General features: G+C 73.3%; 20 protein-coding genes. 10 read left to right on the forward strand and 10 right to left on the reverse strand.

All coding sequences use genetic code 11. The features are described 5' to 3' along the window. The first annotated feature begins 112 nt into the window (after positions 1-112). The 6 genes from iolC to ACIG36_RS01210 all read left to right on the forward strand — a co-directional run bounded on the left by iolC (position 113) and on the right by ACIG36_RS01210 (position 8,527). Positions 113-1,087, forward strand: coding sequence for a 5-dehydro-2-deoxygluconokinase (gene iolC, locus ACIG36_RS01185; RefSeq protein ID WP_399919903.1), 975 nt, complete (start codon positions 113-115; stop codon positions 1,085-1,087). After that, a complete protein-coding gene (locus ACIG36_RS01190) occupies positions 1,084-1,971 on the forward strand; it encodes a deoxyribose-phosphate aldolase (RefSeq protein ID WP_399919907.1) in 888 nt (295 codons plus the stop codon). The genes iolC and ACIG36_RS01190 overlap by 4 nt, the downstream gene beginning before the upstream one ends. Positions 1,972-2,075: 104 nt before the next feature. Continuing rightward, positions 2,076-2,966 (forward strand): 5-deoxy-glucuronate isomerase, encoded by an 891-nt coding sequence (iolB, locus tag ACIG36_RS01195; RefSeq protein ID WP_399919910.1) that lies wholly within the window; start codon positions 2,076-2,078, stop codon positions 2,964-2,966. Continuing rightward, entirely contained in the window at positions 2,963-4,846 is a 1,884-nt protein-coding gene (iolD, locus tag ACIG36_RS01200) for a 3D-(3,5/4)-trihydroxycyclohexane-1,2-dione acylhydrolase (decyclizing) (RefSeq protein ID WP_399919913.1), read from the forward strand. The genes iolB and iolD overlap by 4 nt, the downstream gene beginning before the upstream one ends. Before the next feature lie 21 nt (positions 4,847-4,867). Beyond that, complete coding sequence (locus tag ACIG36_RS01205) at positions 4,868-6,361, forward strand: CoA-acylating methylmalonate-semialdehyde dehydrogenase (RefSeq protein ID WP_399919916.1); 1,494 nt, start codon at positions 4,868-4,870, stop codon at positions 6,359-6,361. A 90-nt stretch (positions 6,362-6,451) separates the two neighbouring features. After that, a complete protein-coding gene (locus ACIG36_RS01210) occupies positions 6,452-8,527 on the forward strand; it encodes an FUSC family protein (RefSeq protein ID WP_399919919.1) in 2,076 nt (691 codons plus the stop codon). Between the two features lie 85 nt (positions 8,528-8,612). On the opposite strand, the gene ACIG36_RS01215 is transcribed toward ACIG36_RS01210, so the two are convergent. Continuing rightward, positions 8,613-9,212: a TetR/AcrR family transcriptional regulator gene (locus ACIG36_RS01215; RefSeq protein WP_399919922.1), complete on the reverse strand. Its 600-nt coding sequence runs from the start codon at positions 9,210-9,212 to the stop codon at positions 8,613-8,615. An 86-nt stretch (positions 9,213-9,298) separates the two neighbouring features. On the opposite strand from ACIG36_RS01215, the gene ACIG36_RS01220 reads away from it, so the two are divergent. The 3 genes from ACIG36_RS01220 to ACIG36_RS01230 all read left to right on the forward strand — a co-directional run bounded on the left by ACIG36_RS01220 (position 9,299) and on the right by ACIG36_RS01230 (position 12,608). Continuing rightward, entirely contained in the window at positions 9,299-9,832 is a 534-nt protein-coding gene (locus ACIG36_RS01220) for a PH domain-containing protein (protein ID WP_399919925.1), read from the forward strand. Next, positions 9,829-10,845 (forward strand): PH domain-containing protein, encoded by a 1,017-nt coding sequence (locus ACIG36_RS01225; protein ID WP_399919928.1) that lies wholly within the window; start codon positions 9,829-9,831, stop codon positions 10,843-10,845. The genes ACIG36_RS01220 and ACIG36_RS01225 overlap by 4 nt, the downstream gene beginning before the upstream one ends. A gap of 110 nt (positions 10,846-10,955) precedes the next feature. Further along, complete coding sequence (locus tag ACIG36_RS01230; RefSeq protein WP_399919931.1) at positions 10,956-12,608, forward strand: sigma-70 family RNA polymerase sigma factor; 1,653 nt, start codon at positions 10,956-10,958, stop codon at positions 12,606-12,608. A 61-nt stretch (positions 12,609-12,669) separates the two neighbouring features. Here the strand turns inward: ACIG36_RS01230 and ACIG36_RS01235 are convergent, their stop codons facing one another. The 3 genes from ACIG36_RS01235 to ACIG36_RS01245 are packed head-to-tail and all read right to left on the reverse strand — an operon-like array spanning position 12,670 to position 16,074. Next, positions 12,670-13,425, reverse strand: a complete 756-nt coding sequence (locus tag ACIG36_RS01235; RefSeq protein WP_399919934.1) for a succinate dehydrogenase/fumarate reductase iron-sulfur subunit — start codon at positions 13,423-13,425, stop codon at positions 12,670-12,672. Beyond that, positions 13,422-15,368 carry a fumarate reductase/succinate dehydrogenase flavoprotein subunit gene (locus tag ACIG36_RS01240; RefSeq protein ID WP_399919937.1) on the reverse strand — a complete coding sequence of 649 codons (1,947 nt, stop codon included), beginning with the start codon at positions 15,366-15,368 and terminating at the stop codon, positions 13,422-13,424. The genes ACIG36_RS01235 and ACIG36_RS01240 overlap by 4 nt, the downstream gene beginning before the upstream one ends. A 1-nt stretch (position 15,369) precedes the next feature. Next, entirely contained in the window at positions 15,370-16,074 is a 705-nt protein-coding gene (locus tag ACIG36_RS01245; RefSeq protein WP_399919940.1) for a succinate dehydrogenase cytochrome b subunit, read from the reverse strand. 87 nt (positions 16,075-16,161) lie between these two features. Between ACIG36_RS01245 and ACIG36_RS01250 the strand changes: the two genes are divergently transcribed. Continuing rightward, positions 16,162-17,067 (forward strand): LysR family transcriptional regulator, encoded by a 906-nt coding sequence (locus ACIG36_RS01250; RefSeq protein ID WP_399919944.1) that lies wholly within the window; start codon positions 16,162-16,164, stop codon positions 17,065-17,067. Positions 17,068-17,136: 69 nt separating this feature from the next. Here ACIG36_RS01250 and ACIG36_RS01255 read toward each other — a convergent pair whose 3' ends face one another. From ACIG36_RS01255 to ACIG36_RS01280, 6 genes are all read right to left on the reverse strand, one after another. Then, positions 17,137-17,445 carry a transcriptional regulator gene (locus ACIG36_RS01255; RefSeq protein ID WP_399919947.1) on the reverse strand — a complete coding sequence of 103 codons (309 nt, stop codon included), beginning with the start codon at positions 17,443-17,445 and terminating at the stop codon, positions 17,137-17,139. Further along, complete coding sequence (locus ACIG36_RS01260) at positions 17,445-17,867, reverse strand: hypothetical protein (protein ID WP_399919950.1); 423 nt, start codon at positions 17,865-17,867, stop codon at positions 17,445-17,447. The genes ACIG36_RS01255 and ACIG36_RS01260 overlap by 1 nt, the downstream gene beginning before the upstream one ends. A 135-nt stretch (positions 17,868-18,002) precedes the next feature. After that, positions 18,003-18,365, reverse strand: coding sequence for a fluoride efflux transporter CrcB (gene crcB / locus ACIG36_RS01265; protein ID WP_399919953.1), 363 nt, complete (start codon positions 18,363-18,365; stop codon positions 18,003-18,005). Next, entirely contained in the window at positions 18,362-18,697 is a 336-nt protein-coding gene (locus ACIG36_RS01270) for a DUF190 domain-containing protein (RefSeq protein WP_399922102.1), read from the reverse strand. The genes crcB (ACIG36_RS01265) and ACIG36_RS01270 overlap by 4 nt, the downstream gene beginning before the upstream one ends. A gap of 107 nt (positions 18,698-18,804) precedes the next feature. After that, positions 18,805-19,278: a fluoride efflux transporter CrcB gene (gene crcB / locus ACIG36_RS01275; protein WP_399919957.1), complete on the reverse strand. Its 474-nt coding sequence runs from the start codon at positions 19,276-19,278 to the stop codon at positions 18,805-18,807. A 35-nt stretch (positions 19,279-19,313) separates the two neighbouring features. Further along, positions 19,314-20,564 (reverse strand): styrene monooxygenase/indole monooxygenase family protein, encoded by a 1,251-nt coding sequence (locus tag ACIG36_RS01280; protein ID WP_399919962.1) that lies wholly within the window; start codon positions 20,562-20,564, stop codon positions 19,314-19,316. Between the last annotated feature and the right edge of the window lie 46 nt (positions 20,565-20,610).

Genomic DNA, 20,610 nt, shown 5'->3' on the forward strand with positions numbered 1-20,610 from the left:
CACCCTCGGGACGTCCTTATGTAAGGACAAATACTTGACAGGGTCGTGCGTGCCCGGCTACACCTGAGCCCCTACACCTGAGCCCGGAGCGAGCCGAAGCGGAGGGGAGACCATGACCGGTCCGTACGACCTGATCACCATGGGCCGGCTCGGGGTGGACCTCTATCCGCTCCAGGCCGGGGTGCCGCTGGCCGAGGTCGAGACGTTCGGGAAGTTTCTCGGCGGCTCGGCGGCCAACGTCGCGGTCGCCGCCGCCCGGCTGGGCCGCCGGACCGCTCTGATCAGCCGCACGGGCGACGACCCCTTCGGCGCCTACCTGCACGACGCGCTGCGCGGCTTCGGCGTCGACGACCGCTGGGTGACCCCCGTGGCCGCCTACCCCACGCCCCTGACCTTTTGCGAGATCCACCCGCCGGACGACTTCCCCCTCTACTTCTACCGCCGCCCCAAGGCCCCCGACCTCGAGATCCACCCCCACGAGCTCGACCTGGACGCCGTCCGGGCGGCCCGGATCTTCTGGATGACCGGCACGGGCCTGAGCGAGGAGCCCAGCCGCGCCTCGACGCTCGCCGCGCTCGAGGCGCGGGCGAAGAGCGGGACCACCGTCTTCGACCTGGACTGGCGGCCGGTGTTCTGGGGCGAGGAGGGCGCGGCGGCCGCCCGGCCGCACTACGCCGCCGCTCTCGCCCACGCCACCGTGGCCGTCGGCAACCTCGACGAGTGCGAGGTCGCCACCGGCGAACGCGAACCGCACGCCGCGGCCCGCGCCCTGCTGGCTGCCGGAGTGGAGCTCGCCGTCGTCAAACAGGGGCCCGCGGGCGTCCTCGCCGTCCACCGTGACGGCACCCACGCGCGCGTGGCGCCCGTGGAGGTCGAGGTCGTCAACGGGCTCGGGGCGGGCGACGCGTTCGGCGGGGCGCTGTGCCACGGGCTGCTCGCCGGGTGGGACCTGGCACGTGCGGTGCGGTTCGCCAACGCCGCCGGTGCGATCGTCGCCTCCCGGCTCGCCTGCTCCTCCGCCATGCCGACCCCTGACGAGGTCGCGCGGCTGCTGGACCGTTCCACCGTGGTGGAGACCGCGCCATGACCGTCCGCATCGCCGACCTGCCCCGGGTGCGCAGCCGGCACCCCGAGGCCGTCGCCGAGGCCGCCGCCCGCCGCGCCCGCCGCCCCCTCCTCGGCGACAGCGGCCGGTTGATGATCATCGCTGCCGATCACACCGCGCGCGGCGCGCTCGGCGTCGGCGGCCGCGACCTGGCGATGGCCAACCGGGCCGACCTGCTCGAGCGGCTGTGCCTCGCCCTCTCCCGGCCCGGCGTGGACGGCGTCCTTGCCACCGCCGACATCCTCGACGACCTGCTGCTGCTCGGCGCCCTCGAGAACAAGGTCGTCATGGGCTCGATGAACCGCGGCGGCCTCTTCGGCGCCTCGTTCGAGATGGACGACCGCTTCACCGGGCCGCGCGCGGACGACATCGTCCGGCGCGGCTTCGACGCCGGCAAGCTGCTGCTGCGCATCGACTACGACGACCCCGGCTCGCTGACCACCATGGAGTCCGCCGCGCGCGCCATCGACGCCATGGCCGCCCACCGGCTGCCCGTCTTCGTCGAGCCCTTCCTGTCCCGGCGCGTGGACGGGCGGGTGCGCAACGACCTCAGCGCGGAGGCCGTCACCACCTCCATCGCCATCGCCTCCGGGCTGGGCGCCACGTCCGCGTACACCTGGCTGAAGGTGCCCGTCACGGACGACGCCGCGGACATGGCCCGGGTGATGGAGTCCTCGACGCTGCCGGCCGTGCTGCTCGGGGGCGACATCGGGGACGGCCCGGAGCGGCAGGAGGCCGCGTACGAGCGGTGGCGGGCCGCGCTGCGCCTGCCGACGGTGCAAGGGTTGGTGGTGGGGCGCGCGCTGCTCTACCCGTCCGACGGGGACGTGGCGGCGGCCGTGGACACGGCGGTGGGTCTGCTGTGACGCCGCGACGGGAGACGCCCGAACCGGGGAAGCCGGGCCCGGGGACGGCGCCCGGCCCCAGGACGCCCGACCCGAGGACGCCCGACGCAGGAGAGGACGAGCACATGATGTCGCTGGATCGCCACGTACCGGCCGGCAGTGCCGCCGGCGGGGCCTACGCACTGGACATCGCGCCCGAGCGCGCCGGCTGGCGGTACTCCTCCCTGCGCGTGCTGACGCTGGAGCCCGGCGGCGCCCACGCCTTCGCCACCGGTGACAGCGAGTGGATCGTGCTGCCGCTGCGCGGCGCCTGTGCCGTCGCCACCAACGACGTGAGGTTCGAACTGGAGGGGCGCGAGAGCGTCTTCACCGCCGTCAGCGACTTCGCCTACGTGCCGCGCGACGCCCACGTCCGTCTCACCTCCGCCCGCGGCGGCCGGTTCGCGCTCGCCGGGGCCCGCTGCGAACGGCCCCTGCCCGCCCGCTATGTGCCCGCCTCCGCCGTACCCGTCGAACTGCGCGGCGCCGGCGGCTGCTCCCGGCAGGTCAACAACTTCGCCGCGGCCGACGTCTTCGACTGCGAGCGGCTGATCGCCGTCGAGGTCCTGACCCCGGGCGGCAACTGGTCCTCCTACCCGCCCCACAAGCACGACGAGCACCACCCGGGTGAGGAGTCGGAGCTGGAGGAGATCTACTACTTCGAGATCGCCGACGGCCCCGGCGGCGAACCCGGCCTCGGCTACCAGCGGGTGTCGCCCTCGCGCGAGAAGGGTACGGACGTCCTCGCCGAGGTCCGCGCCGGCGACGCCGTGCTGATCCCCGACGGCTGGCACGGCCCCTCCGTCGCCGCGCCCGGCCACGACATGTACTACCTCAACGTCATGGCAGGCCCCGGCGCCCGGGAATGGCTCATCCGCGACCACCCCGACCACACCTGGATCCGCGGCACCTGGCCCGGACAGCACACCGACCCCCGACTGCCGTTCTCCGCCGCGCCCCAGGGAGGGCCCCGATGACGACCCGCCGGCTCACCGTCGCCCAGGCCCTGGTGGAGTTCTTGGCCCACCAGTACACCGAGCGCGACGGCCGGCGGCGGCGCCTGATCGCCGCCTGCTGGGGCATCTTCGGCCACGGCAATGTCGCCGGCGTCGGGCAGGCGCTGCTGGAGACGGGCCGGGCGCTGCCGTACCTGCAGGGCCGCAACGAACAGGCCATGGTCCACGCGGCCGTCGGCTACGCCCGCCACAACGACCGGCTCTCCGCCCACGCCGTCACCACCTCCATCGGCCCCGGCGCCACCAACCTCGTCACCGGCGCCGCCCTCGCCACCGTCAACCGCCTGCCCGTCCTCCTGCTGCCCGGCGACACCTTCGCGACCCGGCCCGCCGACCCCGTCCTCCAGCAGCTCGAGCACCCCGGAGCGGGCGACGTCTCGGTCAACGACTGCCTGCGCCCGGTCTCCCGCTGGTTCGACCGGATCACGCGGCCCGAGGCGCTGATCCCCGCCGCCCTCCAGGCGGCCCGCGTGCTGGCCGATCCCGTCGAGACGGGCGCCGTCACGCTCGCCCTGCCGCAGGACGTGCAGACCGAGGCCCACGACTGGCCGGAGGACTTCTTCACCGACCGCGTCTGGCACGTCCGCCGACCCGCCCCCGACCCGGCCGAACTCGCCGCCGCGGTGGCGGCCGTACGCTCCGCCCGGCGCCCCCTGCTGATCGCCGGCGGCGGTGTCCACCACAGCGAGGCCGAGGACGCCCTGCGCGCCCTCGCGGACGCCACCGGCATCCCCGTCGCCTCCACTCAGGCGGGCAAGGGCTCGCTGCGCCACGACCACCCCTGCGACGTCGGCGGCATCGGCCACACCGGCACCGCCGTCGCCGACGCCCTCGCCCGCGCCGCCGACCTCGTCATCGGCGTCGGCACCCGCTACAGCGACTTCACCACCGCCTCCGCCACTCTCTTCGCCGCGCCGGACGTGCGCTTCGTCAACCTCAACATCGCCCCCTACGACGCCCACAAGATGGCCGGGCTGCCGCTCGTCGCCGACGCCCGCAGCGGGCTGGAGGCGCTGACCGCCGGGCTCGCCGGCCACCGCGTGGCGGACGCCTACGCCAGTGCGTACACCGCCGGCAAGGCGGAGTGGGAGACGGCCGTCACGCGCGCGTACTCGCCGGTGGACGGCCGGGGCGACGGGGCCCGTCCCACCCAGGCGCAGGTGCTCGGGGCGCTCGACTCCGTCGTCGGCGACGAGGACGTGATCATCAACGCGGCGGGCTCGCTCCCCGGCGATCTGCACAAGCTCTGGCGGACCCGCTCCCGCCGCCAGTACCACCTCGAGTACGGCTACTCCTGCATGGGCTACGAGATCCCGGCGGCCATCGGCGTGCGCCTGGCCGACCCCGGGCGGCCGGTGTGGGCGCTGGTGGGCGACGGCACGTACCTGATGCTGCCGACCGAGCTCGTCACCGCCGTGCAGGAGGGGATCGCCATCAAGGTGGTCCTCGTGCAGAACCACGGCTACGCCTCCATCGGCGGCCTGTCGGAGGCCGTCGGCGGCGAGCGGTTCGGCACCGCCTACCGCTTCCGGGCGCCCGACGGCACGTACACCGGCGACCCGCTGCCGGTGGACCTGGCGGCCAACGCGGCCTCGCTGGGCATGTCCGTGCTGCGTGCCCGTACCGCTCGCGAGCTGCGCGCCGCGCTGGTGGAGGCGCGCGCCTCGGACCGGCCCACATGTGTCTATGTGGAGACCGAAACAGGCGACACAGTGTCCGGCGCGCCCGGTGCCCAGGCGTGGTGGGATGTGCCTGTCGCCGAGACCGCGACCCGCCCGGCGGCCGTGACGGCCCGGGAGGAGTACGACCGCAACGCCGCCGCCCGCCGACGTTACCTCTGACAGCAGGAGAGGCCGCAGCAGATGAAGACCGTCAACCACTGGATCGACGGCAAGTCCGTCGAGGGCACCTCCGGGAACTACGGGCCGGTGACCGACCCGGCGACCGGCGCCGTCACCACCCGGGTCGCGTTCGCCTCCGCCGAGGAGGTCGACGCGGCCGTCGCGGCGGCGAAGGCCGCGTACGCGACCTGGGGCGGTTCCTCGCTGGCCGCCCGCACGGCGGTGCTGTTCCGCTACCGCGCGCTGCTGGACGCCCACCGGGACGAGCTGGCCGCGCTGATCACCGCCGAGCACGGCAAGGTGCACGCCGACGCGCTCGGTGAGGTCGCCCGCGGCCTGGAGATCGTCGAGCTGGCCTGCGGGATCACCACGCAGCTCAAGGGCGAGCTGTCCACGCAGGTCTCCAGCCGGGTGGACGTCGCCTCGATCCGGCAGCCGCTGGGGGTCGTCGCGGGCATCACCCCGTTCAACTTCCCGGCCATGGTGCCGATGTGGATGTTCCCGCTGGCCGTCGCCTGCGGCAACACCTTCGTCCTCAAGCCGAGCGAGAAGGACCCCTCGCCCGCGATCCGCCTCGCGGAGCTCGCCGCCGAGGCCGGTCTGCCGGACGGCGTGCTCAACGTCGTCAACGGCGACCGGATCGCCGTCGACCGCCTCCTGGAGCACCCCGACGTCGCCGCCGTCTCCTTCGTGGGCTCCACCCCCGTCGCCCGTCACATCCACACCACCGCTTCCGCTCACGGCAAGCGCGTCCAGGCGCTCGGCGGCGCCAAGAACCACATGCTGGTCCTGCCCGACGCCGATCTCGACGCGGCGGCGGACGCCGCCGTCTCCGCCGCCTACGGCTCCGCCGGCGAGCGCTGCATGGCGATCTCGGCGGTCGTCGCCGTGGGCGGGACCGGGGACGAGCTGGTGGCGAAGATCCGCGAGCGGGCCGAGAAGATCAAGGTCGGTCCGGGCGACGACCCCGCGTCCGAGATGGGCCCGCTGATCACCAAGGCCCACCGGGACAAGGTCGCCTCCTATGTGCGCGGCGCCGCCGCCCAGGGCGCGGAGGTCGTCCTGGACGGCACCGGGTTCACGGTCGAGGGCTACGAGGAGGGCCACTGGATCGGCCTGTCGCTGCTGGACAAGGTGCCGACCACTGCCGACGCCTACCGGGAGGAGATCTTCGGCCCGGTGCTGTGCGTCCTGCGCGCGGAGACGTACGAGGAGGGCGTGGCCCTGATCAACGCCTCGCCGTGGGGCAACGGCACCGCGGTCTTCACCCGCGACGGCGGCGTCGCCCGCCGCTTCCAACTGGAGGTCGAGGCGGGCATGGTGGGCGTCAACGTGCCCATCCCGGTGCCGGTGGGCTACCACTCCTTCGGCGGCTGGAAGCACTCGCTCTTCGGCGACCACCACATCTACGGCAACGACGGCGTGCGCTTCTACACGCGCGGCAAGGTGGTCACCACCCGCTGGCCGGACCCGGAGGACGGCGGAGTGGACCTGGGGTTCCCGAGCCACCGGTAGGCCGGCCGGCGATTCGGCGAGACCGGTCGCCGGTCCGACGAGCGTCCTGATTGACCGTTATGAGGTGATTGGGGTCGTAAGCTCGGCCCCATGACCTGGTCGAGCGCGCTGAAGGACACCGCACGCGCCGGGCTGACGATCGAGCGGACCCACCTGGAGCCGCTCGTCGCCCTGCGCGGCGCGTGCGGCGTCGCGATCGTCATCGGCCTCATCCTGTGGCTCGGCACGCCCCAGCTCGCCGTGTCCTCGGCGTTCGGCGCCTTCGCTTCCGGGCTGGCCACCTTCCAGCGCAGCTGGCGGCCGCGCCCGGTGCTGGCGCTCGGCGTGGCGGTGGCGCTCGGCTTCAGCACGTTCGTCGGCTACGTCGCCATCGCCGACCCCGTGGTGTTCGCCGTCCTGCTGGCCGTGTGGACCCTGCTGGCCGGCATGGCCTGGGCGATCGGGCCGGTGTCGGGGATGGTGGCCTCGCAGATGGTCGCCGTCATGCTCTTCACCGTCACGCTGCCGACCTCCGTGCCCGGCGCCCTGCACCACGCGGCCCTCATCGTCTTCGGCGGGCTGACGCAGGCGGCGCTCATCGTCGTCTTCCCCATCCGGCCCTGGGGACGGCAGCGCGACGCCCTGGCGGACGCGCTCGCCGCCGAGGCGGACTACGCCCGCCGGCTGCGCCACGACCCGGTCGCCCGCTTCGACCCGCAGCCCCTGATGGACGCCCGCAGCGCCGCCGCCCTGACCCCCCGCCAGGCCAGGCGCCGGCCGGGCCAGCTGGCCGGCCCGCGCGGCCTGGCCGAACGGCTGCGGCCCGTACTGGCCTCGCTCGCCGACCCCGTGCTCGGCGCGCCCCCCGAGGGGCCCGAGCGGGACCGCGCCCGCGAGCTGCTGGGAGCCGCCGCCTCCGTGCTGGACGCGGTGGCCCACGCCGTCCGCTGGGGACGGCCGGTGAAGGTCACCCCCGAGGTCATGGCCACCCTCGACGTGCCCGACGAGAGCCGGCTGGTGCTCACCGGTGCGGCCCGCCGCTCCGGGCTGCGACTGATGGTGCTGCTCGCCGACGTCGTCGAGGCCGCCGACGAACGCGTCGAGTCCACCCGCCCCACCACCCCCGAGGAGCGCCGCCACCTGCTGCGCCCCTCCGTGCCCCGGCTGGTGCCCGTCGGCCTGCGCGCCCTGCGGCGCGAGGCCCGCTGGTCCTCGGCCATCGGACGGCACGCGGTGCGGGTCACGGCGGTGGTCTCGGCCGGCTACGCCCTGGGCACCGCGCTGCCGCTCGGGCACGGCTACTGGGCGCCGATGACCTCGGTGATGGTCATGCGGCCCGACTTCGCCCAGACCTACTCGCGGGGCGTCGCCCGCTTCGCCGGCACGGTCGTCGGCGTCTGGCTCGCCGGCGGGCTGATGGTGCTCATCCACCCCGGCATGTACGTGTGCGCGGGGCTGGCGGTGCTGTGCATCGGGCTGATGTACCTGCTGATGCGCACCGGCTACAGCGTCGCCTCCGCCTGCATCGCCGCCTACGTCGTCTTCCTGCTCGGCATCGCGGGCGAGGGCTGGTCGCAGACCGTGTGGGCCCGCCTGGCGCTGACCCTGCTGGGCGGGCTGCTCGCGCTGACCGCCTACGCGCTCTTCCCCGCCTGGGAGACGCTCCGGCTGCGCGACCGGCTGGCCGACTGGCTCGCCGCCAACGCCCGCTACTCCCTCGCGGTGCTCGCCGTCTACGCCCGCCCCGGCGAACGCAAGCCGCGCCGGGTGCGCGAGTCCCTGCTGGACTCGCGGGCCGCCCGGCTGGAGTGGGAGGAGGCGGTGGCCCGCGCGGAGAAGGAACCGGTGCGCCATCGCGGCATGTCGCGCCGGGCCGAGCGCGCGGCGGAGTCGGCGCTGGCCACGATGGGCCGCGCCACGATGCTCATGGAGGCCCACCTCCCGGACCGCGACGCCGAGGCCTCGCCGGGCGCCGGCGCGTTCGCCGCCGCCCTGCGCGCCGACCTGCCGGACGCGGTGACGGCCGTACGCGAGCGGAGCCGCCCGGACTGGTCGGCCGTGCACCGGGCGCACGACGCGTGGCGGGCGAAGGCGGGGGAGGAGGGGGTCGCGGTACGGGCGAGCGAGCTGCTGCTGGACGCGCTGGAGGAACTGTCCGAGGCGCTGTCGCCGGGACGGCGGCGGTGAGCGGTGAGCCGGGGCGGCGCCGCGGTGAGGTGGGGTGGTGCGGCGGTGAGGTGGGGCGGCGCCGCGGCGCGGCGATGAGTGCGCGTCAGGGTGTGAACAGCCGGTCCAGGTGGGCCTCCGCCAGGGCCATCGCCTGCTCCGGCGTCTGCACGTCGAGCAGCGTGAAGCTCGTCAGCCCGTCGACGAGGCAGATCAGCAGCATCGCCTCGGTCTCCGGGTCGCGGTCCGCCGCGACCTCGCCCCGGTCCATCGCGCGCCGGATCTGATCGGCGAACATCCCCCGCAGGAGCGGAACGCCCTCCTTGGCGTGGCCCCGCAGTCGTTCGTCGTGCACGGCCTGCATGAAGTACGCGATCTGCACCAGGTTGCCGCTGCGGCTCTTGTCGTCCATCGGCAGCATCTCGGCGACCGACTCGCGCAGGATGGCGCGGGGCGACGGGACGTCCCCCAGGGCGCCGATCCGTTCGCGGATGCGCCGTCCCGCGAGCTCGTTGATGTGGTCGAGCGCAAAGATGATCATGTCGCCCCGGCTGCGGAAGTAGTGCTGCAGCTGTCCGAGCGAAATGCCCGCCTCGGCCGCCACGTCGCGCAGGCTCGCGCCGTCCAGGCCGCGCGTGGTCGCGATGCGCCACAGGGCCTCGGCGATGCGTCTGCGCCGTTCGTCGTGATCGACACGCTTGGGCATGATCGGTGCCTCCGATTTTTACAGGTCAACTGTATTGCCATAGCCTGCCGCTTGGCAGTACAACTGACTTGGAAAGGACGGGGGACATGGTGGCCGGAAACCAGCACCATTCTCAAATCGGACGGCTCCGGCCACCACGTCACCGTGTCGGTCCCCGCGCCCGCCGCTGGTGGGCCGCGCAGGCCTGGCTCGCCGTCAGCGGGCCCCTGCTCCTCGCGGCCGCGGCGCTCCTGGTGTGCTCCGTCCTGTTCTTCCCCGTGGCCTTGCCCTGGCTGGCCCCGCTCGTGGGTGCCGTCCTCGTGCTGCCCGCCCTCGTCTACGCCCTCGCCATGCCGGCCGGGCGCTACCGGGCGACCGGCTGGGAGCTGGGGCGGGCGGCCGTCTACGCGGCGGGCGGCTGCCTGTGGCGGCGGCGCCGGATCGTCCCGCTGGCGCGGGTGCGCGAGGTCGCCGTGCGGCGCGGGCCGCTGCAGCGGCGCTACGGGCTGGCCACCGTGACCGTCACCACCGGATCGAGTGCGTCCGACCTGCGCATCGCCGGCGTGCCCGAGGCGGACGCCCGCCTGCTCGCCGAGCGCATCGGTGCGGCCGCCGGAGTGCGGGCGGAGGTGGCGGCGTGAAGGTCCTCGCCACGGCGGATCCGCGCCGGCTGCGGTACGCACCGCTCACGTTCTGGGTCTGGGGAGGAGTCCTCATCGCGGTGGGCACTCTGTGGAAGATCCTCAAGGCGCTGCGCATCCAGCCCTGGCGACTGGGCTTCGTCCAGCGCCTGGCCGACGGGTTCGGCAGCGACGCGCTGTGGGTGTCCCTGCCGCTGGCCCTGCTGGCCATGACCGCGCTGGGCGTGGCGGGCTCGCTGGTGCTGTACGTCCTGAACTGGTCGCGGTACCGGCTGGAGTGGACCGCCGCGGGCACCCTCACCGTCCGGCGCGGCCTGCTGGGCGGCAAGCCCGTCTCCATCGACCCGGACAAGCTGTGCGGCGTGTCGCTGCGCGAGCCGCTGCTGCTGCGCGCCGGCGGCGGGGCGTCCGTCCGGGCCGTCGCCGGCGGCCTGGGCAACCGGGACCAGAACCGCACCCGTAGCGTCGTGCTGCCGCCGTCGGCGAAGGCGGAGGCCGAGCGCGTGTGCGCGGGCGTGCTCGGCGAGAGTGTCGACGTGGCCGGGCTGCGTCCGCATCCGCGGGCCGGTCTGCGGCGTCGGGTGGTGGGCGCCCTCGCCTGGTGGGTGCTGCCGGTGGTCGTGGTGCTCGCGGTGCTGGGGTGGCTGCTCGCGCTGCCGGTGCTGCTGTACTGCGCGGCGGGCTGGGCGCTGGCCGCCTCCCCGGTGGCCTGCGGGCTGGCCCGCGACGCCTACCGGGGGCTGGGGCACGCGGTGCGCGGCCGCTATCTCGTCGTGCGGTCCGGGACGTTCGGGCGGGAGACCACGATCCTCGACCGGAGTGCCGTACAGGGGTGGACATTTACGGATACGCCCTTTGCGCGGCGCTCAGGTGTGGTCACTCTCACTGCGGCGGTCGCCGCGGGGGAGGACGGATACCGCATTCGCGACATGTCGGCGGCCGAAGCGGCCGAGTTCGCGGAATATACGACTCCGGGGATCATGCGTGAGTTCTTGATCCGCACGGATATCTGAACGAACTGTCGTACATTCGCACCCAACTTTTTGTTATCTGCGGGCCGACCCCCGGTCTCCAAGGTGTCGGATCGATCGCCAATGTGGCGGGTGCGGAAAGAGGTGCGGGCGTGAAGAGTGTGAACGTGGCCGTGATCGAGGCGGCGCGGGCCGGTGACATCGCGGCACAGGACGAGCTCGTCGCCACCCACCTGCCGCTCGTCTACAACATCGTCGGCCGCGCGCTCAACGGCCACGCGGACACCGACGACGTCGTCCAGGACACCATGCTCCGCGTGATCAACGGCCTTGGCGGGCTGCGCGATCCGGAGAGCTTCCGCTCCTGGCTCGTGGCGATCACCATGAACCAGATACGCAGCCACTGCCGGGACGCCCGCCCCGAGGCTCCCGTCAGTGGCCTGCAGGACGTGGTCGGCGAGGTCGCCGACCCCGAGGCCGACTTCGTCGACCTGACCATCGTGCGGCTGGGGCTGCAGGGCCAGCGCAAGGAGGCCGCCGAGGCCACCCGCTGGCTGGACGAGGGCGAGCAGGAGGTCCTGTCCCTTTGGTGGCTCGAGGCCGCCGGCCAGCTCTCGCGCGCCGAGGTCGCCGCCGCGCTCGACCTCACCCCGCAGCACACCGCCGTACGCGTCCAGCGGACCAAGGCGCAGCTGGACGTCGCCCGCGGCGTGGTCCAGGCGCTCGCCGCCCACCCCCGCTGCCACCGGCTCGCCGAGACCACCGCCACCTGGGACGGCGTCCCCTCCGCGCTGTGGCGCAAGCGCATAGCCCGGCACGTGCGCGAGTGCGGCCGCTGCACCGGCGCCCTGGTCGCGCTCGTCCCGGCCGAGGGGCTGCTCGTGGGCCTCGCCCTGGTGCCCGTCGGCGGCGCGCTGCTCGCCCGGTGGGGCGGCTCCACGACGCTCGCGGCGCAGCCGGTCGGCCACGCGGCCTCCCCGGGGGCGGCCGCGCACGGCCGCCGTGCGGGCGGGCGCCGGGCCGCCGGACGCGGCCACCGGGCGGGCGGTACGTCCCGGACGGCCAGGCGGGCGGCGATCGGCGCGGGCGTGCTGGCACTCATAGCCGGCGGGGCGCTGGGCGGCAGCCAGTTCTTCCAGGACTCGACGCAGAAGACCGTCAGCACCGAGGCCGGCGGCTCCACCAGCGGCCTCAAGCAGCTCAACGCCGGCGAGCCCTCGCCCCTGTCCGTCACCCCCTCGCAGTCGGGCAAGCCCAGCGCGTCGGCGTCGGCGTCGGCGAGTCCCTCGCCCAGCGGCAGCGGGACGCCGTCGGCCAAGCCCTCGTCCGCGTCCGCGGAGCCGAGCAAGGCCGCCGAGACCACGGCCGCCGCGGCCCGTCCCACCAAGCGCAAGGAGAAGGCCCCCACCGGCAACCCCGGCGGCGGCCCGCTCGCCCAGCAGGTCGTCAACCTCGTCAACGCCGAGCGGGCGAAGGCCGGCTGCTCGCCCGTGAGCTCCAACAGCCTCCTGGACGCCGCCGCCCAGGGCCACTCCGACGACATGGCCGCCCGGAACTTCTTCGACCACACCAACCCCGACGGCAAGGGACCGGGCGAGCGCGTCACCGCCGCCGGCTACCGGTGGAGCACCTACGGCGAGAACATCGCCTACGGCCAGCAGACCGCCTCCGCCGTCATGGACTCCTGGATGAACAGTTCGGGCCACCGCAAGAACATCCTCAACTGCTCCTTCAAGGAGATCGGGATCGGCATCAACAAGGCGCCGGGCGGCCCGAGGTGGACCCAGGTCTTCGGCGCCCGCTAGAGCGTGTCCGATGGGCCGGCACGGGTCCTGCCACCGGCCCGTCGGACACGCCCCGGCGGCCTCAGCGCCGCCGGGCGCCGCCCTTGAGCGTGGCGCGCAGGTACTCGCGGTTCATCGTGCTGATCGCGGTGAGCGGGATGCCCTTCGGGCAGGCCGTGGCGCACTCGCCGGTATTGGTGCAGCCGCCGAAGTCCTGCGCGTCCATCGCGCCCACCATGTCGAGCACCCGCGACTCCCGCTCCGGGGCGCCCTGCGGCAGGACGTTGAGATGGACCACCTTGGCCGCCGTGAAGAGCATCGCCGAACCGTTGGGACAGGCGGCCACGCAGGCGCCGCAGCCTATGCACTCGGCGTGCTCGAAGGCCAGATCGGCGACGGGCTTGGGCACCGGCGTGGCGTGGGCCTCGGGGGCCGAGCCCGTGGGGACGGAGACATGGCCGCCCGAGCCGATGATCCGGTCGAAGGCCGAGCGGTCGACCACGAGGTCCTTGACCACGGGGAAGGCCGCCGCCCGCCACGGCTCGACGTCGATCGTCTCGCCGTCGTGGAAATGCCGCATGTGGAGCTGGCAGGTGGTGGTGCGCTCGGGGCCGTGGGCGCGGCCGTTGATGACCATGCCACAGGCCCCGCAGATGCCCTCGCGGCAGTCGTGGTCGAACGCGACCGGCTCGTCGCCGGCGAGGATCAGCTCCTCGTTCAGGTGGTCGAGCATCTCGAGGAACGACATGTCCTCGCTGATGCCCGTCACCTCGTACGTGGTCATGGCCCCGGCATCCTCGGGGGTGCGCTGGCGCCAGATGCGCAGGGTGAGGTTCACGCGTAGCTCCGCTGGGTGGGGTGGACGTACTCGAAACGCAGGTCTTCCTTGTGCAGCACGGGCGCCCGGCCCGGCCCCGTGAACTCCCAGGCCGCCGCGTAGGCGAACTCCTCGTCCCGGCGCGCGGCCTCGCCGTCGGGCGTCTGGCTCTCCTCGCGGAAGTGGCCGCCGCACGACTCCGCGCGGTGCAGGGCGTCGAGGCACATCAGCTCGGCGAGCTCGAGGTAGTCGACGATCCGGTTGGCCTTCTCCAGCGACTGGTTGAGCTCCCGGCCCGTTCCCGGAACCCTGATCCGGCGCCAGAACTCCTCGCGCAGCGCCGGTATGCGGTCCAGCGCCTTGCGCAGCCCGCTCTCGGTGCGGGCCATGCCGCACTCGTCCCACATCAGCTCGCCCAGCTCGCGGTGGAACGACTCGGGGGTGCGGTCGCCGCCGGCCTCCAGCAGCCGGCGCAGCCGGTCCTCCGCCTCGGCCAGGGCTTCCATGGCGGCCGGGTGGTCGTGGGGGACCTCGTTGTGGGGATGGCGGGCGAGGTAGTCGTTGATGGTCGAGGGCAGGACGAAGTAGCCGTCGGCCAGGCCCTGCATCAGCGCCGAGGCGCCCAGGCGGTTGGCGCCGTGGTCGGAGAAATTGGCCTCGCCGATGGCGAACAGACCCGGCACGGTGGTCTGCAGGTCGTAGTCCACCCACAGGCCGCCCATCGTGTAGTGGATGGCCGGGTAGATGCGCATGGGCACCTCGTACGGGTTCTCGGCGGTGATCCGCTCGTACATCTCGAAGAGGTTGCCGTACCTGGCCTCGACGGCCGGGCGGCCCATGCGCGCGATGGCGTCGGCGAAGTCCAGGTAGACGCCCTGGCCGCCGGGGCCGACGCCGCGCCCCTCGTCGCAGACGTTCTTCGCGGCCCGGGAGGCGATGTCGCGCGGGACGAGATTGCCGAAGGCCGGGTAGATCCGCTCCAGGTAGTAGTCGCGCTCGTCCTCGGGGATCGCGGCCGGCGGGCGGGTGTCGCCCTTGGCCCTGGGCACCCAGATGCGGCCGTCGTTGCGCAGCGACTCGCTCATCAGCGTCAGCTTCGACTGGTGGTCGCCCGAACGCGGGATGCAGGTGGGGTGGATCTGGGTGAAGCAGGGGTTGGCGAAGTGGGCGCCCCGCCGGTGCGCCCGCCAGACGGCGGTGGCGTTGGAGTTCTTGGCGTTGGTCGAGAGGTGGAAGACGTTGCCGTAGCCACCGCTGGCCAGCACCACGGCGTCGGCGAAGTACGTGCTCACACGGCCGGTGACCAGGTCGCGGGCGACGATGCCGCGCGCCCGCCCGTCGACGACGATCAGGTCCAGCATCTCGGTGCGGGCGTGCATCTCCACGGCGCCCGCGTCGATCTGGCGGCTGAGCGCCTGGTAGGCGCCGAGCAGCAGCTGCTGGCCGGTCTGGCCGCGCGCGTAGAAGGTCCTGGAGACCTGGACGCCGCCGAAGGACCGGGTGTCCAGCAGGCCGCCGTACTCGCGGGCGAAGGGCACGCCCTGCGCCACGCACTGGTCGATGATCTCGACGGAGATCTGGGCGAGACGATGGACGTTGGACTCGCGGGCCCGGAAGTCGCCGCCCTTGACCGTGTCGTAGAAGAGGCGGTACACGGAGTCGCCGTCGTTGCGGTAGTTCTTGGCGGCGTTGATGCCGCCCTGTGCGGCGATGGAGTGGGCCCGGCGCGGCGAGTCCTGGTAGCAGAACTGCACCACGTGGTAGCCCTGTTCGGCCAGCGTTGCGCCGGCCGCGCCGCCCGCCAGGCCGGTGCCGACGACGATGACCGTGTACTTGCGGCGGTTGGCGGGGTTGACCAGCTTCGCCTCGAAGCGGCGGCGGTCCCAGCGCTCGGCGATCGGCCCGCCGGGAGCCGCGCGGTCGGCCAGCGGCTCGCCGACGCTGTAGTGCAGGTACTCGCTCATCTCAGCTCACGACTCCCGTCAGGACACCGATGGGCACGGCGATGAAGCCGCAGGTCAAAAGCACCGCGAGGGCGTTGGCGACGGCCTTGAGGGCCCGGTCGCGGCGTGGGGAGCCCGCACCGAGCGTCTGGGCGGCACTCCAGAAGCCGTGCCGGACGTGCAACCCGAGGGCGAGCATCGCGGCGATGTAGAAGGCGGAGACGTACCAGCGGTCGAAGGAGGCGACGAGATTCTCGTACGGGCGGCCCTCCTGGGCGTTGGGGTTCACATCGAGGGTGGTGAGGTCGAGGACGTGCCAGACGATGAACAGGCCGAGGATCACCCCGCCCCAGCGCATGGTGCGGGTGGCGTAGCTCGTGCGGCGCGGCCGGTGCCGGTACTTCGCCGGGCGCGCCGCCAGGTCGCGTCGGCTGAGCTGGTACGCGGCCACACCGTGCAGGACGACGGACGCCGACAGCGCCACCCGCGCGAGCCACAGGAACCACTCGCGGTGCAGGAACGGCTCGCCGATGGTGCGGATCCAGTGCCCGTACTCGTTGAACTCCCCGGCCCCGAAGAACACCTTCAGATTGCCCATCATGTGGGCGACCAGATACGCCAGCATGATCAGTCCGGTGACGGCCATGACCGCCTTCTTGCCGACGGTCGAGCGCCACACGGAGCGGATGAGGGACGGAGGCCGGTCCGTCCGGGTCGCCAGTGCCATGACGCCGACGCTAGGGCGGGCGCCCTTGATGCGTCCAAGACATGATGAAGCTGGTTTCCATAGACAACCCCTATCTATCGTGGCCGGGTGCAACTTCAGCAGCTCCGCTACTTCGCCACCGTCGCCGAGATCCGGCACTTCACCCGTGCCGCCGAGGCGCTGCACATCGCCCAGCCCTCGCTCTCCCAGCAGATCAGGTCGCTGGAGAGGGAGTTGGGGGCCGAGCTCTTCCACCGCGCCCGCGGCAACATCACCCTCACCGACGCCGGGGAGGCCCTGCTGCCGCTGGCCCGCCGGATCCTCGCCGACACCGAGACCGCCCACCGCGAGGTGCAGGAGGTCGCCCAGCTGCGGCGCGGCCGGGTGCGCCTGGGCGCCCCGCCCAGCCTGTGCGCGAGCCTGGTGCCGGACGTGCTGCGCACGTACCACGCGCGGTTTCCCGGCATCGAGCTGCACGTCGACGAGGGCGGCTCGCAGGACCTGGTGCGCCGGCTCGCCGATGGTGGTCTCGATCTTGCCCTGATCATCACTCCCCTCGGAGGTGGTGCCCCGGCGCTGGTGACGACGGAGCTGCTGCAGGAGGATCTCGTCGTGGTGTCCGCCCCGTCCGGGCCCCCGCCCACGCGCCGCAGCCGGATGCGGGTGGGGGAGCTGCGGGATCTGCCGATGGTGATGTTCCGGCGCGGCTACGACCTGCGCGAGATCACCACCGCCGCGTGCCGTGCCGCCGGCTTCGAGCCCTCCTTCACCGTCGAGGGCGGCGAGATGGACGCCGTCCTGGGTTTCGTCCGCGCCGGTCTCGGGCTCGCCGTCGTCCCCGGCATGGTCGCCGCCCGTTCCGGCCTGCGCGTCACCCCCTTCGAGGGCGACCGGATGCGCCGCACCGTGGCCGTCGCCCACCGCAAGGACGCCCCACCCCCGCGCGCGGCCCGCGAACTGCGCAGGGTGCTGCTGGAGCACCTTCACGTGCCGGAGGAGCCGCCGCGGCTGTGATCGGCCCGCGGAGAGGTCTCGCTCCGTCCGCGGGTGGATGCCCGCTCAGCCCGTGCCCAGGTCTCCGGTTCAGCCTGTGGCCAGGTCCGCGTTGACGATCGCGCGGAGCGCGGCGAGATGGGCGTGGTAGGCGGCCCGGCCCTGCTTGGTGAAGCGCAGCCACACCCGCTGCCGCGTGTCGCGCACGCCCTTCCGCTGCTCGACGTAGCCGGCCTCGGCGAGGACCGTGACGTGCTTGCTCAGCACGGACGGGCTCACGCCCAGCGTGCCGCGCATCGTCGCGAACTCGATCTCCTCGACGGCGTCCAGCGCGGCACAGATCCGGAGCCTGTTCGGCGCGTGGATGGTCTCGTTGAAGCCGTCCTCGGGAGCGGTCACTATGCGGGTATGCCCTTCTTGCGGGAGTTCTTCTCGAGTACCAGGATGCCTCCTGCGACGAGCAGGGCCGCCGGCACCCAGACCCACGGCATACCGGCCTGGCGCTCGAGGACGAGTGCGGCGATGTACACCGAGATGCCCATGATCGCGCCCACGGTCAGCTGACGCCCCGTTTTCGGCGTGGCCCGGTGCATGACGCCCATCCTGCGCACCTGCACCACCACGAACGTCATCATGCCCACGAACACGATGCCCACGGCGGTGATGTCGAACGGGTCGGGCAGCAGGTTGGTCAGGAATATCGCGGCCACGAACGCGGACATCGTCGCCTGGTACCAGCGGCCGGGCGTGATCGATCCGACCGCCGCCTGGGCCTCCTCCACCAGCGCCAGGGACTCGGCGGCGCTCTCCCGCGTGGGCATGGACGGCATGGAAGGCCGTGCGTTCTCATCAGTTGCCATGACGGAAAGTGAAGCACGCTGTTTCCGTCATGGCAACTGTAGAGTTTCCGCTGTGGAAAACCTGGCGGGGGTCGTGACGGGTGACCCCCACAGGGGTCACCCCCACACCCCCCGCCCCACCATCACCCCGGCGAACGCGGCCCCCACCCCGCACACCACGCTCGCCGCCGCGTTGAGTACCGCGTAGCCCCGCGCCCCGTCCTGAGCCAGCCGCAACGTCTCGTAGGAGAAGGTCGAATACGTGGTCAAGGCCCCGCACAGGCCCGTGCCGAGGAGCAGCCGCAGCCGCTCGTCCGGCACCGCGCCCGCCAGTACGCCCAGCACCAGGCAACCCACCACGTTCACCACGAACGTCCCCCACGGGAAGACCGAATCGTGGCGGGACTGGACGAAACGGTCCGTGAGGTAGCGCAGCGGGGCGCCGGCCATGGCGCCGGTGACGACGAGGAGCCAGTTCACCCGGGGTTCTCCGCGGCACGGACGCCACCGCGCACGACATCGACCTCGTCGAGGGTCACCGGGCCGGACCCCTCGCCGACCAGCTCGTCGAGCACGGGAAGGAAGGCCCGCACCCGCTCCGGCACGTCCACGATCACCACCGCGACCGGCAGGTCCTCGCTCAGGGACAGCAGCCGGGAGGTGTGGATCAGTGACGAGGCGCCGTAGCCCTCGACGCCCCGGAAGACACTGGCACCCGCGAGTCCCGCGGCATGGGCGCGGTGGACGATCTCCGAGTACAACGGCCGCCCGCTGGCGGAGTCCGATTCGCCGACGTACGCCGTCAGCCGCAGAGCCTTGACCGAACCGCTCGCCCGACCGTCCGCTGAATCGCTCGCCGAACCGTTCGCCTGAGCGCCCGCCGAATCGCCCGCATCACCCAGGGCCCCGCCCACGTCCCTCATCGGGCGGTCCTCCGCCCGATCAGCCGACGCGTCCCCGTCGCCCCCAGCCACACCGCCGCCATCGCCGCGAGCACCGTCCCCGCCGCGTACGCCAGGGCCGTCACCACGCGCCCCTCCGCCACCAGCTCCTCGATGTCGACCGCGTACGTGGAGAACGTCGTGAAGCCCCCCAGCACCCCCGTGCCCAGGAACGGCCGCGCCAGCCGGTGCGGCGTGCCCGCCTCCGTGATGGTCACCAGCAGTACTCCGATCAGCGCGCAGCCCACAGCGTTGATCCCCAGCGTCGTCCAGGGGAACGCGCCGGGCGTCGTCGGCCACAACAGCCCCGCGCCGTAACGGGCGGCCGCTCCCGCGCCTCCGCCCAGGGACACCGCGCACACCACCGGCCACTGCCCGGACGGCGCCCGGCGCCGTGCGGGGGCGGGCGGCGCACCGGGTTCCGTCACCGCGGCCGGCTGTCCGATACCCATCGCCCCAGGCTAGCCCAGGGGCCTCCCGCGTCCCCTCAGCCCACGGGCCCCGCCACGGCCGCCAGGCACGCCTCCGCCCGGTCGGCGTCCATCAGCCACTCCTGATAGTCGGAGGGGTCGGCGAAACCGTTGACGTACCGGTGCGCGAGCTCCGGATGGCGGGCGGCGGCCGCCAGGACGTGCTGCACGTGCTCGGGCATCGGCGCGTCCAGCACCATGTTGGTGAAGGCCGCGGTGTGGCGGGCGTGCTCCCACCAGCCGGCGAACGTCTCGTGCATCCACGCCCGGTCGAAGGGCCGCTCGCCCCGCTCCAGCACCGACTCCAGGTATCGGCCCGCGCAGCGCGCCGCGTTGTTCGACCCCTGCCCGGTGATCGGGTCGTTGAGCACGACCGCGTCCGCCATGCCGAGGACGAAGGATCCCGGGGCGACCTCAGCCACCGGATGCCGCACCACCGGCGTCAGACTTCCCGTCAGCCACGCCCCCGGGTCCGTCGGCTCCGCGCGCGCGAACAGCTCGTACTCCCAGGGCGCGTACGAGCGCAGCAGCTCCAGCGAGCGCGTCAGTGCCGCGTCCGGTCCCGAGACGTCGCCCCAGCAGTCGAACGGGCTGCCCGGACGGCCCTCCCACAGCAGGATCACGCACGGCCCGGAACCGGTGAGCGCCGGCAGGACGAAGAACTCCCCGACGTCCGGAAAGCCCCACATCCGCAGGTAGGAGGGCGGCAGTTCCGGATCCGGCGCCGCACCGTGCACGTACAGGCACGCCAGGGCGCGCCGGGGGCTCTCGTACGGACTGTGCCGCGCGTCGCGGCCGAACACCCGGCCGAGTGGGCCGTGTCCGGAGGCGACCACCGTCAGATCGTGCCCGGCGGCCAGCGCCGCCAGGTCGTCCGGGGCGACCTCCCGGTACTCCACCCGGCCACCGCGGTGCTCGAACAGCTCAAGCCAGTGCGCGGTCTTCACGCGCTGGTCGACCGACTGCGCCGGCTCGTCGAGGGGAGCGGTGATGGCACGCTCCGGCACGCGGACGCCCGGCGGGTCGACGGGACCGATCCGCACGCCCTCGATCCGGGGCGTCAGCTCGTCCCACATGTTCAGCCCCGCCGCCCGCTCCAGGGCGAGCGCCGGCCCGTACATCAGCTGCGTGGACATCACCCGCCCGCCCCGCACGCCGTCGGGCGTACGCGCGGAGACCACGGTCACCTCGTATCCGCCGGCCGCCTGCAGTCCCAGGGCCAGCTGCAGTCCCGCCTGACCCGCGCCGACGATCGCAATCCTGCGCATGGTTGCCTCCGAAAAACCGGATTTCCGTGGCTCGCACCCGATGTAA

Origin of the sequence: Streptomyces sp. NPDC053048 (assembly GCF_044547045.1) — a bacterium.
GTDB lineage: Bacteria > Actinomycetota > Actinomycetes > Streptomycetales > Streptomycetaceae > Streptomyces.

Coding starts and splice junctions, on each gene's coding strand:
- iolC (WP_399919903.1), top strand. CDS start 113: ATGACCGGTCCGTACGACCTGATCACCATGGGCCGGCTCGGGGTGGAC.
- ACIG36_RS01190 (WP_399919907.1), top strand. CDS start 1,084: ATGACCGTCCGCATCGCCGACCTGCCCCGGGTGCGCAGCCGGCACCCC.
- iolB (WP_399919910.1), top strand. CDS start 2,076: ATGATGTCGCTGGATCGCCACGTACCGGCCGGCAGTGCCGCCGGCGGG.
- iolD (WP_399919913.1), top strand. CDS start 2,963: ATGACGACCCGCCGGCTCACCGTCGCCCAGGCCCTGGTGGAGTTCTTG.
- ACIG36_RS01205 (WP_399919916.1), top strand. CDS start 4,868: ATGAAGACCGTCAACCACTGGATCGACGGCAAGTCCGTCGAGGGCACC.
- ACIG36_RS01210 (WP_399919919.1), top strand. CDS start 6,452: ATGACCTGGTCGAGCGCGCTGAAGGACACCGCACGCGCCGGGCTGACG.
- ACIG36_RS01215 (WP_399919922.1), bottom strand. CDS start 9,212: ATGCCCAAGCGTGTCGATCACGACGAACGGCGCAGACGCATCGCCGAG.
- ACIG36_RS01220 (WP_399919925.1), top strand. CDS start 9,299: ATGGTGGCCGGAAACCAGCACCATTCTCAAATCGGACGGCTCCGGCCA.
- ACIG36_RS01240 (WP_399919937.1), bottom strand. CDS start 15,368: ATGAGCGAGTACCTGCACTACAGCGTCGGCGAGCCGCTGGCCGACCGC.
- ACIG36_RS01245 (WP_399919940.1), bottom strand. CDS start 16,074: ATGGCACTGGCGACCCGGACGGACCGGCCTCCGTCCCTCATCCGCTCC.
- ACIG36_RS01260 (WP_399919950.1), bottom strand. CDS start 17,867: ATGCCCACGCGGGAGAGCGCCGCCGAGTCCCTGGCGCTGGTGGAGGAG.
- crcB (WP_399919957.1), bottom strand. CDS start 19,278: ATGGGTATCGGACAGCCGGCCGCGGTGACGGAACCCGGTGCGCCGCCC.
- ACIG36_RS01280 (WP_399919962.1), bottom strand. CDS start 20,564: ATGCGCAGGATTGCGATCGTCGGCGCGGGTCAGGCGGGACTGCAGCTG.